This window comes from Mesorhizobium sp. ES1-3 (genome assembly GCF_020164795.1).
GTDB lineage: Bacteria > Pseudomonadota > Alphaproteobacteria > Rhizobiales > Rhizobiaceae > Mesorhizobium.
This window is the reverse complement of the sequence record NZ_JAIUGW010000019.1, coordinates 93,809-105,663: the sequence shown is the minus strand read 5'-3', so window position 1 is coordinate 105,663 and position 11,855 is coordinate 93,809. Positions and strand designations below refer to the sequence as shown.

The window sequence follows — 11,855 nt, the reverse complement described above, 5'->3', positions numbered from 1 at the left end:
GAGATGGTCAGCGTGGTGTGCGACAGATCGCCGTCGCCGTCCTTGATGGTGTAGGTGAAGACGTCGTTGACGCCGCCGAGCGAGCCGGCGTTGCGGGTGTAGGAATAGTCGCCGTTGGCGCCGAGTGTCAGGTCGCCATAGGTGCCGTGGATGACGGCACCGATGGTTGCGGCGCTGTCGAGATTGGCATTGGTGGTGCCGGCGGCGACGCCGGCGACGGTTGCGCCGTCGGCGCCGAGCACGTCGACGCCGGCGACCGGCGAGGTGGTGCCGACCGCGGTCAGCACGTTGCCGGCTTCTGCCGTGAACTGGTTGGCGGCGACGCTGTCGGTGTCGGCATTGGCGGTCGGCACGTCGTCGACGATGTTGATGGTGAGGTTGCCGGCCGGGGCGGTGTCGCCGTCGGCGTCGGTGACGACGACCGCGAAGGAGGTGCTGGTGTTGTCGCCCGAAGTGTTGGTGGTGAGCGTGTAGGCATAGCTGATCGAGCCGATGCCGGTGGCGGCATTGTAGGCATAGCTGGCCGTCATCGAGCCGGTGGCGTCGGTGAAGGTCTGCGGCACGCCGGTCAGCACATGGCCGCCGAGCGAGACGGTCTGGATGCCGTCGGGCGAGGTGAAGCCGATGGTGCCCGATGTGGTCTCGGACGTGTTGGAGTTGTTGTTGGGATTGCCGTCGGCGATCTCGCCGGAGCCGGCCGGCAGCCCGCCATGCGGCGGCAGGCCTGCTTCATAGACGGTGGTCGTCGCGCCGCCCGGCGCCGGGATGCTGTCGGTCGGGGTGGAGTCGCCGATCGAGATGGTCAGCGTGGTGTGCGACAGATCGCCGTCGCCGTCCTTGATGGTGTAGGTGAAGACGTCGTTGACGCCGCCGAGCGAGCCGGCATCGCGCACATAGGTGTAGGTGCCGTCGGCATTGAGCGTGAGCATGCCGTAGTCGCCATGGACCTGGGTGCCGACATTGGCGTCGGCGCCGCCCACGGTCGTGCCCTTGGCCACGCCCACGACTCCGCCAGCTGCGTCCTCGCCGTCGGCGCCGAAGACGTCGTTGACGAACACATCGCCGTTGAGCGCGGCATTGCTGCCGGACGGCACGTTGCCGACGTCGGCATTGGCGGTCGGCACGTCGTCAATGATCTGGACTGACAGTGTCCCGGGAGCCGAGATGTCTCCGTCGGTGTCGGTCACCGTCACTGTCATGTCGTCGAAGATGGAATCGGTTCCCGCACCGGGGTGAACCGCGCCATGGACGAGCGTGTAGGTGTAAGTCACCTGCCCGGTGCTGGCGTCGTAGCCGGTGACGGTGAGCGTGTTGCCGAGTGGGGTGGTGATATCGATGGGCGTGGTGCCGCTGTTGGCAAGGGCAGCGCCAGAAATTACCTGGCCGGCAATGGTCAGCGAACCGATACCGTCGGGTGAGCTGATGGTGAATGTGCCTGTGTTGTGTTCAGACGGGTCGCCGTCAGCGCCGGGCGCGGCCAGTTCGCCCGAGCCTTCCGACCCCGAAGTTGCCGGCAGGCCCTTCTCAGAGACAATGGTGTCGCCGCCGTCGACCGCAGGCGTCAGGTCGAGGATCGACGGCGTGTGGTTCGGTGCCAATCCCGCAAACAGCTCGCGATGGTCCGGCTGACCAAATTGCAGGTCCGTCGGCGGCAGGAGCGCCGACAGGCCGAAGCCGTCGCCGATCCCGCCGGCAGGCTGTTCGAAATTGCCGCCGGCGCTCGAGGTCGAACCTCCCGGACCGGCCGAGATGGAACCATCCGTGCCGAAGGCGACATCGACATGGCTCGCTTCCAGCGCTGCGATCAAGGCCACGCGCGGCACTTCGACTTCGCCGATGATGAAGGTCGGCACATTCAGGGCACCGTCCTTGATGACGATGACCGAGCCGTCCGCCTGCTCGAGCACGAGGTTGTGACCGTCGACCTTGATGTTGTCGATCGAGACATTGGCGGGAAGCTTTACGACGTTGCTTGCGTCCGCGACGTATTCGTGCGGGGCATTTGCCGCTGGCGGAGCAGCCGCGGGCGCGCCGCCGCCGACATCGACCGGCACAGGCTCGGCTGCGGCCGGTGCTGTTTGAGCCGGAGCGGCCGCTTGCTCGGCCGGCGCGGCCTGGGCCACCAACTGGATCGGGGCCGTCAGGTCGTGGTGATCGTTGGAGACGGAATGCTCGTCCCACGAGTTCGAAACGTTGTCCAATTCAATACTGGTCGCCATAGCTTAAACCCCTCCGGCATTTCCCGGAAAGAGACAGGTGGCGGCTTGACTTTGCAACGGTCCGTCAATCCATTCTATATATTTGGATATGCGTTCGATGACTTTTTTTACGCTTGGTAAACTGTGAACATATAATCTGTTATATCATGCCTGGAATGCACGGCGCCTTGTCGCGAGTAACGCGAAAAACTTGGTAAATATAAGTATAAATACGTATAAAATTTTACACAAAATAGCAAAATCACTTTGCGGGAAAGTTATCCACCTTCCTTTCCAGTAATTTGAGACAAGATTGGTAGCGTCCACGGTCAAAGGTGGGCGTCATGAAAAAACAAAAGAATGCTCCGGGGAAGCGCGAACTCAAGTTGCTTCTGCTGGCACTGGGGATAGCCGGCTCGGCGCAGCCGGCCCTTGCCGGGCCAGCCGTCAGGGATTTCCTGCCCGAAACAGCACTGCTTGCGACGGTCCAGGCGCCGTCTGGTCTCGGTGGCATTTCGCTGCAAAGGTACCGGCCCTGGCAGCCGGCCGCCCCCTACCGGATCAGCCTCGTCCTGAACGGCTACAGTCCCGTTCCGGCGCAAGACGGGTCCGCCGCCGCGATGGCGCAGGAAGCCAGGGGTGTCGACCCGATTCAGACTGCGTCGATTATCCCGGGGGTGTTCGGATCGGTTGCGCTGTCCATGCGCAATTTTCCGGTTTCGGCGCGCTGGGCACCGGTCTACCAGGCCATAATCGATTGCACCGCGGGCAGTCCCTGTGATCACGAGAGCCCGGCCTTCGTGGCCATGGTCTCGGCTGCCCAGGGCAAGGGGTTCGTCGAAAAACTGTCGTTCATCAACAGCGGCATCAACCACCTGATCGCCTACAAGAAGGACAGCGTCGTCTACGGCAAGTTCGACTACTGGGCGAAGCCTTCGGAAGTCCTCGCCAATCGCGCCGGCGACTGCGAGGACTTCGCAATCCTCAAGATGACGGCGTTGCTGAGGGCCGGCATTCCGGCACGCAGCATGTCGCTCGTCGTTCTCCAGGACCGCAAGCGAGGTTTCTTCCACGCCGTGCTTGCGGTGAGCACAGCAAGCGGCGCTTACATTCTCGACAGTCTCAACAATACGGTGCTCAAGGACAGCGCGCTTCCGGACTATCAGCCCCTGTACTCGTTCAGCACCGACCGGGCATGGATCCATGGGTCCAAACCGGGGGCCGCGCAGGTGGCCGACGTCAAGGGCGGTTTCGAAACCGTCGCGCCTGGCGAAGGCGCGCAGACGGAAGTCAAGTAAAGACAACGCGCGGTCGCTTTTTTGTCCTGGCCGAATGCCCAGAGCAATTCCTAGGGAAAGCGCTACGCGCCTTTCCCGGGAAAACCGCTACGCACTTCTCCTGGAGTTGCTCTAACCGTTGAAGACAAAAGCCATCAGCAATTCCAGGTCCAGCGCCGGCGCCCGCACCACGTTCAGCTGGCCCCGGTAACGGCGCTCGCCGGCGCCGATCACAAATCCGCTCGCAACGGCAACGTCGCCGTTGGTGTCGAGGCGCGCGAATATATCCGCCACGTTGAGATCCAGCGCCAGCTTCAGGTCCTGCCGCGTGTCTCCGTCGAACGCCGTCGGCAACTGCCGTTTGACCAATTGCTGGAACGGCGCATTGAACGTCACGATCTTCTTCGTCGATGCCAAGGCGAAAGCCGGCGACGGACAGGCAAGCAGAATGGCGTTTACCGTCCTGATCGACGCAAGCCTGCGCAAATTCAGGTTCTCGTGTCCCAACGCGCGTATGCAGGCCACCCGAATTGCCGAGGTCAGGTTTCCTTTCTCCGCGTGACTTTCGGCGATCTCGTCGACCAGCATGCCGATGGTGCATTTGCGGCTCTCGGCCATCTGTTTCAGCGAAAGCCAGAAAGCCCGTTCCAGACGGATGCCGCGCCTTGTGCCGCCGCGCGCCACGACGCGGAACTCGAGCTCGAAATCGTCTGTCGGGAGCGGCAGAAGCAAACGGTCTTTCGGGGGCGGGGGAGAGATGGCGCTAGCGCTCACTCATTGCCTCCTGACGTGCTTTGTTGATCGGCTTCAGCAGGTAGCTCAGGATCGTCTTGCGCCCGGTCTTGATATCCACGGAACAGATCATGCCGGGGATGATCGAATATGCCTTTCCGTCTCGTTCCAGTGTCGATTTGTCGGTTGAAACGCGCACCTGATAATAGGGTTCGCCCGTCTTCTGATCGACCAGGCTGTCGGCGGTTATGTTGGAAACCTTGCCTTCGATGCCGCCAAAGATCGAGAAATCGTAAGCCGTGACTTTTATCAAGGCATCCTGATCGGGGCGGATAAAGGCGACATCGCGTGGCGAAACACGCGCTTCGACCAGCAATGTCTCGGAAGTGGGGACGATGCCGGCTACGACAGTACCGGGCTGGACGAAGGCGCCGACGGTGTTCAGTTCCATCGTGTTGACGATACCGTCCACCGGAGAACGGATGTCCGTTCGCGCGACTTTGTCGGTCGCGCCGCGAATGGTTTCGTCCACCACCGAAAGATCGGCCAAGGCCTGCGTCAGGTCATCGAGCGCTTCCTGCTTCAACTGCAGACCGAGTTCCTCGACCTGGAGTTGCGCCTCGGTGATCGCCGACTTGGCCTTCTTTATCGTCTCGCCGGCCAGGTTCAATTGGCCGTTGAGTTCGGTTTGCTCCTGCTCGACCTTGAGTTGCTCGGTCCTTGCCATCAGACCTTTCTTGACCATCGCCTCGACCAGCTTCGCCTGCTGGTCGCTCACAGCCAGGTTTTTTGTCAGGCGGTCGACATTGGCGTTCGCCTCGTCGAGTTCTTTTTCGCGCTGGTCGAGGCGCGACTTGAGCACCGACAGCTTGTTGTCGAAGTTTTCGCGCCGGGCAACGAGGAGATTTTGCTCGTTGTCGCAGATTTCCGGCGCCACCGACTGAATGTCCTGCGGACACGGAAACGATCCGGTGATGCTGCCGCTCTGTTCGTATTTGAGCCTGGCGATGCGTGTTTGCAGGGCCCGCGCCTTGGCTTGCTGTTCGCCGAGGCTGGACGTGTTCAAAGTATTGTCGAGACGAATGATGAGGTCGTTCTTCCTGACGACCTGCCCCACCTTGACAGCGATTTCCTGAACGACGCCCGGCTCGCTGGCTTGGATGACCTGGGTCTTGGAGGCCGGTATGACCTTGCCATCGCCACGCGCGATCTCGTCGACCTCGGCGAATGATGACCAAGCGACGAAGGCGACGAAGAGCGCCGCTATGATGAATATGGACGCCGTCGCAAAAAGCGGCGGGCGGTCTTCCCTGGCAAGCATTTCCTACGCCCCGTTATCATATCGGTTTCAGCCCGATATAATTTGTTCATTCAGGAATTCGTTCTCTGCAGCGCCTGAATGACTTGTTCTTTTGGTCCATCGGCAACGATCTTTCCTTGCTCGACAACAATAAGGCGATCAGCCAATTCGAGCATGCTGAAGCGATGCGTCGAGACGATCAGCGTCGTGTCGCGGTCAAATGCTGTCTTGAGTTGTTTGATCAGCTGTCGTTCCGAAGCCAGATCCATCGAGCCGGACGGTTCATCCAGAAAGACGATCTTCGGCTTGGTCAAAAGCAGCCGGGCAATCGCCACCGTCTGTCTCTGCCCGCCGGAAAGATTGGTGCCTCGCTCGCCGACATTCATGTCGTAGCCGCGCGGATGGCGAGACACGAACTCGTCGACGCCGGCGGCTTTCGCGGCTTCGATGATCTGTTCGTCGGTCGCCTCGGGAGATGCCATGAGCAGGTTCTCCTTCACCGTGCCCGAAAACAGATCGCCAGCTTGCGCAACGATGCCCACTGCGGCGCGCACCTCCGAAGGGTGATACTGGCGGATGTCGATGCCATCCAGCAGCAGCTCGCCGGAACTCGGCAGGAAAAGCCTTCCGATCAGGCGTCCCATCGTCGTCTTGCCTGACCCGATGCGGCCGATGATGCCAATACGCTCCCCCGGCTTCACCGAGAAGTTCAGGCCGGACAGAACCTCGTTTTCCGATCCGGGATAGACGAAGCCGACATTCTTGAACGTCATCGCTCCATTGCGGATCGGGCGATTGACAAAGCCCACCGTGTCCGGCCGGTCCTCCGGCTGGGACATGATGGAATTCACCATTCTCAAGGAGAGCATGGCCTGGCGAAATCTCGACAAGGTGATCGCGATCTGACCGAGCGGAGCCACGGCCCGGCTCGCCAGCATCACCGTTCCGATGATGGCTCCTGTCGAAACGTGCCCTTCCGAAAAGGCATAGGCTCCGGCCACGACCAGGGCGACCGTCACAAGCTGCTGGATGGCCTGGGTGATGTTGCCGGCCGCCGCCGAGAGCTGCTTGATCTTCTCGGAGGTGTTGGCCGCATTCTTCGAATGCTCGCCCCACTTCCTCAGCAAATAGGCTTCGGCGCGCAGGGACTTGATTGTTTCCAGCGTGGAGATGGACTCGACCAGCAAGGCCTGGCGCTGGGATGCTTCGTTCATCGAGGCGGCGACCCGCTTGCCGATGCGACGTTGCGTGACGAGGCCGACGATTACCGACGCCACGAATGCCAAGGCCGGTATGACGACCAACCAGCCGCCGATCGCGTAGATGACCAGCAGGAAGATGAAGACGAAGGCCGTGTCGATGAAGACGCTGATGGTGTTGGAGGTGAAGAACTCCCTGACGAACTCATATTGAGTGACACGGTTGGCATATTCGCCTGTCGAGCCCGGGCGCGCGGACAAGGATGAATTCAGCACCTTCTCGAACAGCAGATACGATATCCGCAGGTCCGCCTTGCGCCCGGCATAGTCGATGAGCGAGGCCCGGGCCGTCTTCAGCAGCAGGTCGAAGAGAATGACGGCGCCGATACCGATCGCCAGCACCCAGAGCGTCGATATCGCCTTGTTCGGCAATATGCGGTCATAGACGTTCATGGTGAAGATTGGCGAGGCGATGGCCAGCAGGTTGATGAAGATCGCCGACAGCACGACCTTCGAATAGGTGCGCCAGAAAGCGCCCATCGTTCCCGTCAGCCAATGGCGCCGTTCGATCTGCTGCGCCGACCCGACCTTCATGCCTTCGGTGGCGTTGGCATAGGTGATCGAGAAGGATACGCCGCCACTGATGTAACTTGCGGCCAGTTCGGATTTGCCGACAGTCGTGCGCCCGTCTTCCTGCGGCGCCGTGAGATACCCGTCGCCGTCGATTTCCGCCAGCAGGGCGATCGGCAACTGACTGACACGGAAGAGAATTGCCGGAAGATCGACGCGGCCGCGCAAGAAGTCGCGATGGTTGAATTCGCGGGTCTCGAGACCGATGCGTTCGGCAAGATGCCTGATCTCGGCGACCTCGATGCGCGTGTCCGAAATCGGCACCCCGGCAAACAGCACGGTCTCCGCGCTCGGCCTGCCGAGATAGGCGGCGACCGCCGAAAAGCAGGCCTTGAATGCCTCCTTGGGCGACAGAATGTTTGGCTGCTGATTCACGACCGCCCGCCAGGACCCTCAACCCTCGTTACACCGGCTCATTTCTTCCTGACCGGGGCAAGGATGTCGAAGGGTATATCGTTCGTCTGTTCCGACGGGGTCCGGGCATAGGTTTCGGTATCCGCGGTCGCCGGAACGGCAAATTCATCCTTGGCGTAGGCCGTGGCCTGCTTTGGCGGATGGATGTCCATCGTTTTCAGCAACTGCCCGGTCGCCGCCAGGAGCCGGTATTGGGCAAAGAGGGATGCATAGGACGCGGTGTCCGCCAGCGTTGCTGTGTTGAACCGTGTGTTCTGCGCATCCAGCACATCGAGCAGTGAGCGCTGTCCGACCTTGAACTGCTCGCGATAAGAGGCAACCAGCTTCTCGTTGGCGGCGGCTTGCAGCTTCAGGGTCTTTGCCAGGTCGGCTTGCCGGAAGCGGCGATCCCACGACGTGCGAACGGCTTCTTCGATCTCCCGCAGAACCTGATGCAGCCCAAGCCGCTGCTCGCTGGCGCGGCGGATTTGCTCCTGCTCATTCGCCTTGTCGATGCCGCCCCGGTACAGGTTCCAACGCAGCACCAGCCGTGCCTGCAAATCGGACGTGTCCCCATTGTCGCCGTCAATGTCGTATCCGGCCCGGGCCGTGCCTTCGGCGACGATCGAAGGGCCGTATTTCGCCCGAGCGGCGTCAACCTGCGAGGCGGCGGCGGCAATATCACTATTGGCCATGTGGACGCGCGGATTGTTTTCCCGCGCAATGCCCAGCGCGTCGTCCAGGGACCTTGGCAGCGCGGAGGAAACATCGCCTGGCCGCGAGGCATTGGTCAGCGGTTTCCCGACGGTCTTGAAGAAGCGTATCCTCGAGGCCTCGAGTTCCTCGGAGGCTTCCTGCATGCGGGCCTTGGCCGCGAACAACCGCTCCTCAGCCTGCTGCCGATCGGCTTCGTTCAACCCGCCGCCTGCTATGCCTTCCCTGATGTCGTGGAGAATCGCTTGATGAAAGCCCAGATTCTTCTTTGCCTCGGCCACGATCGAGCCCTGAAGCATGTATTCCAGGTAATCCTGGACAACCGAAAGTCCGATGAACTCGGATCGCTCCAGCACGCGGAACGAGGCGCCATCGACTCGTGAGGCCTGACGGTTGAGTTCGGCTCGCCTTGCGCCGCTATCATAGAGCGTTTGCGAAACCGTCAGATCGGTCTCCGCGGGATAAAGCGCGTCGTGCTCGATGGAGAGCGCGCGGCGGGTGGAGTTGTCCAGGCGGCGAGCGCCGGTAGATGCCTCCAGGTCGACGCTTGGGAGATAGAGCCCCTTTGCCTGCCGCAGCTCGAACTCGATCGCCTCGCGGTTTTCGATGGCCTGGCCGATTTCCGGGTTGGATTCAACCGCAACCGCCATGGCCTCCTTGAGCGTCAGCGCATGTGCCCCCCAGCAGTTCAGCATGGTAGCCGTCATCAAGAGGCCAACGCCCATGATCTTGGTCGACAGACCTATCGTCTTCATTTTCCCACCCACGTTTCCCCGCGCTTTTTAAGAGCGCCCCAGCCGGGTTCGGCACCTGGCTTTGTTCGCTATCTTACAAATTAATGTGGACGTTTCATTATTAAGCTGTGACTAAAAGATAGATTTTGGGCAGACGGCCAGAAAATGTAGCAAAAATAGCACACATTTGAGGTGTTGGCGGGATCAAGTGCCGGTGTCGAAACTTGAAGCACCGCAACAAGATATGGAATGTATGCAAATAAGGTTGCTCTTGCGGAGGCAATAAGGGCACCCTCATCAATTCGGGTGCAGTAGGGGCTGGTCCGGCCCATCCCGACTGCCAACATCTCGCGCCTGGCGCGGCGTTTTGAGCAGGGCCGATTCGGTGCGTGCTCAGTCTCAATGAATGTCTGCGCTTGGCTGGGGTTCTTGGAAGCTTTTCGAACTTTCTGGATCGCGCCGCAGCCCGAGTTGCAGTTGCTTATGGACAAGGTGGGTCAGTAGATTCGACCTTCGGGTAAGAGGCGTCGACCTCTGGCACGTGTGCCTTGCTGATATAGCGCGCGTCAGCACGAGCGCTTAAGCATTCCCAACTGCAGCTTTGCGCCCGTTCAGGCGGCGGCATACGTCAAAACAACGCTTAAAACGTGTCGTCTGAATCCGTTTCGACGTGACGCTCGGCTCTGCCGCCCCATTCCTCGGGCGCGACATCGGCGATCGTTTGCGAGAAGGTCCAGGCGTGACCGGCGAGATCGCGGCAGGAATATTGCCGTTCGCCATAGGGGTAGCTCGTCGGCGCGGTCAGCGCCATGGCGCCACGGCGCATCGCGCGGCGGTGGTGCGCATCGACATCCTCGACACGCACCATGACCGAGAATTCCTCGGGCGGCGGCACGGATCCACCGCTCTTCAGGGTTGTGACCACGACGGCGCCGTCACGGAAGCCGAGTTGGGCGCGATGATTGCCGATCGTCAGCCGCAATTCGAATCCGAAGGCTTCGCAGAGCCAACGACTCGCCGCTTCCACGTCTGGGTAGGCAAGCACCGGTATGACCGTATTGGCAGGCATGGAGCGGTTCTGCATGGGCGAGCCTCCTTCCGGCGTCGATGACGGCAGCGCCGAGTTTCAATTATAGGGCGACCGGCATTGCTGCCGAGGGCCGTCATAGGGCTGGTAGCTGTTATCCCAGGCGCGGTAGGAGCGGTAGCGATCGTAGCACCAGCGCACATGGGCGGCCGCCAGGCGCGCCGCGGGGGGCGGGGGTGGCGCGACCGTGGCGGCCCCCACGCCGGCCGCGAAGGCGGCGGCCGGGAACCAGTAGCCGTTGTAGTAGCGGTAGCCGGGCCGCACCCGCCAATAGCCCCGGTAACCATTGTAGTAATAGGCGCCGCCGACGACGTAGAAGCCGCGCCGGTACCAGATCGGCGTTGCCTGGCTCGTCACGGACGTCGGCGCTGCCGGCGCCGCAAGCGGCACGGCCTCGGCCGGCGAGGCAAGGGCCGTAGCGCTGAGCATCACGCCGCACAAAGCAGTGATCGTTCTGTTCATCGATTGTCTCCTCTGGTCTGGTGTGGTCACTGGCGCCGCAGCGCCCGCAACTCGGTGATCGACAATGCTTTGTCGCCGTCGGTGTCCGCCTGCAGCAGCCTGTCGGGGACGGCAGCCGTAAATTCGTCGCGCGAGATCTTTCCGTCGCCGTTGCGGTCCATGCGGCTTGCTTCGGCCTGCAGGCCGGTGAACCGTGCAGCCTGCACATCGCGCTTCGACTTGATCTCTTCGATTGCCGCCCGCACCTCGCCAGGCTCGAGCACGCCATTGTGATTGACGTCCAACCGGTCGAACATCCGCGCCCGCGCTGCCTGGATTTCGCTGAACTCGAGCTTTCGGTCGCCATTGGTGTCGATGCGTCGGAACGCCTCCCTGGCGCCCTGGTCGGCAGCGAACGCGCTGCAGCCGCACAGAAGCAGTCCCGCAAGGGCGGTCACGATCTTGGTCATCTGGGTCTCCGCTGTAATCGACGGCCCGCCGCGGACCGTCCTTGCAGCGTCTCCTACGCAGGCATTCGATGACTCCTACGCGCCGCCTGCGTTTTTTTTCGCGAGTTCGACGCTCGGGACACTGACGCTAAGTGGGCCAACGAAAAAATCCGGCCGCCGGCGTAGGAGTGCGAGCCGGGCTGCGTATTGACCGACAGTCGCTCACCCCGCGACGTCACAATCGAAAGGAACAACCCATGAAACGCTCAGCGATCTTTGCGTGCCTGCTTCTAGGCTTCACGCCGATCTGCGCCGCCGCGGCGCAGGACATCCCCGGCCAACGCATCCTCCAGCGCCTCGACACCAATAGCGACGGCGCGATCTCGAAGGACGAGATCCTTGCCGCCCGCGAACGCATCTTCAAGAGGCTCGACCGCAACGGCGACGGAATCATCGACGAGAAGGAGGTCGAAACCGCCCGGCAGGCCGTAGAAGACCGCGCCGAGGCGGCCGAGGCCCGCCTCGGCAATCGTTTGCGGCGCATGGACAGGAATGGTGACGGCAAGGTCACCGAGGACGAGTTTCAGGCGAGCACGCCGCTCTTCGATCTCGCCGACCGCAACGGCGACGGCAGGCTCTCCGCCGACGAGATCGCGACCATTCGCAACATCGTCTCCGCTCACGCCAACTGACGCGCGACC

At 61.8% G+C, this 11,855-nt stretch carries 10 protein-coding genes; 2 read left to right on the top strand and 8 right to left on the bottom strand.

The window, feature by feature from the left end; translation table 11 throughout:
- A partial coding sequence (locus LB536_RS22995; protein ID WP_263489276.1) for a beta strand repeat-containing protein occupies window positions 1-2,219 on the bottom strand: 2,219 nt, incomplete at its 3' end.
- A 323-nt stretch (window positions 2,220-2,542) separates the two neighbouring features.
- Between LB536_RS22995 and LB536_RS22990 the strand changes: the two genes are divergently transcribed.
- Window positions 2,543-3,496 (top strand): transglutaminase-like cysteine peptidase, encoded by a 954-nt coding sequence (locus LB536_RS22990; protein ID WP_224596619.1) that lies wholly within the window; start codon window positions 2,543-2,545, stop codon window positions 3,494-3,496.
- A 111-nt stretch (window positions 3,497-3,607) separates the two neighbouring features.
- Here LB536_RS22990 and LB536_RS22985 read toward each other — a convergent pair whose 3' ends face one another.
- From LB536_RS22985 to LB536_RS22955, 7 genes are all read right to left on the bottom strand, one after another.
- Complete coding sequence (locus tag LB536_RS22985; RefSeq protein ID WP_224596626.1) at window positions 3,608-4,159, bottom strand: ribbon-helix-helix domain-containing protein; 552 nt, start codon at window positions 4,157-4,159, stop codon at window positions 3,608-3,610.
- A 79-nt stretch (window positions 4,160-4,238) separates the two neighbouring features.
- On the bottom strand, window positions 4,239-5,528 hold the full coding sequence (locus LB536_RS22980; protein ID WP_224596618.1) for an HlyD family type I secretion periplasmic adaptor subunit: 1,290 nt from the start codon (window positions 5,526-5,528) through the stop codon (window positions 4,239-4,241).
- Between the two features lie 50 nt (window positions 5,529-5,578).
- Window positions 5,579-7,711, bottom strand: coding sequence for a type I secretion system permease/ATPase (locus LB536_RS22975; RefSeq protein ID WP_140761034.1), 2,133 nt, complete (start codon window positions 7,709-7,711; stop codon window positions 5,579-5,581).
- A gap of 38 nt (window positions 7,712-7,749) precedes the next feature.
- The gene (locus LB536_RS22970; RefSeq protein ID WP_224596616.1) at window positions 7,750-9,198 is read right to left on the bottom strand and encodes a TolC family protein; all 1,449 of its coding nucleotides are present in this window, start codon (window positions 9,196-9,198) and stop codon (window positions 7,750-7,752) included.
- 619 nt (window positions 9,199-9,817) lie between these two features.
- A complete protein-coding gene (locus tag LB536_RS22965; protein WP_224596615.1) occupies window positions 9,818-10,261 on the bottom strand; it encodes a VOC family protein in 444 nt (147 codons plus the stop codon).
- Between the two features lie 42 nt (window positions 10,262-10,303).
- Window positions 10,304-10,726, bottom strand: a complete 423-nt coding sequence (locus tag LB536_RS22960) for a BA14K family protein (RefSeq protein ID WP_224596613.1) — start codon at window positions 10,724-10,726, stop codon at window positions 10,304-10,306.
- A gap of 26 nt (window positions 10,727-10,752) precedes the next feature.
- On the bottom strand, window positions 10,753-11,175 hold the full coding sequence (locus LB536_RS22955) for an EF-hand domain-containing protein (RefSeq protein ID WP_224596611.1): 423 nt from the start codon (window positions 11,173-11,175) through the stop codon (window positions 10,753-10,755).
- Between the two features lie 236 nt (window positions 11,176-11,411).
- Here LB536_RS22955 and LB536_RS22950 point away from each other — a divergent pair, with 236 nt between their 5' ends.
- Window positions 11,412-11,846 carry an EF-hand domain-containing protein gene (locus tag LB536_RS22950; RefSeq protein ID WP_224596609.1) on the top strand — a complete coding sequence of 145 codons (435 nt, stop codon included), beginning with the start codon at window positions 11,412-11,414 and terminating at the stop codon, window positions 11,844-11,846.
- Window positions 11,847-11,855 lie beyond the last annotated feature (9 nt).

Coding starts and splice junctions, on each gene's coding strand:
- LB536_RS22990 (WP_224596619.1), top strand. CDS start 2,543: ATGAAAAAACAAAAGAATGCTCCGGGGAAGCGCGAACTCAAGTTGCTT.
- LB536_RS22980 (WP_224596618.1), bottom strand. CDS start 5,528: ATGCTTGCCAGGGAAGACCGCCCGCCGCTTTTTGCGACGGCGTCCATA.
- LB536_RS22970 (WP_224596616.1), bottom strand. CDS start 9,198: ATGAAGACGATAGGTCTGTCGACCAAGATCATGGGCGTTGGCCTCTTG.
- LB536_RS22965 (WP_224596615.1), bottom strand. CDS start 10,261: ATGCAGAACCGCTCCATGCCTGCCAATACGGTCATACCGGTGCTTGCC.
- LB536_RS22960 (WP_224596613.1), bottom strand. CDS start 10,726: ATGAACAGAACGATCACTGCTTTGTGCGGCGTGATGCTCAGCGCTACG.
- LB536_RS22955 (WP_224596611.1), bottom strand. CDS start 11,175: ATGACCAAGATCGTGACCGCCCTTGCGGGACTGCTTCTGTGCGGCTGC.
- LB536_RS22950 (WP_224596609.1), top strand. CDS start 11,412: ATGAAACGCTCAGCGATCTTTGCGTGCCTGCTTCTAGGCTTCACGCCG.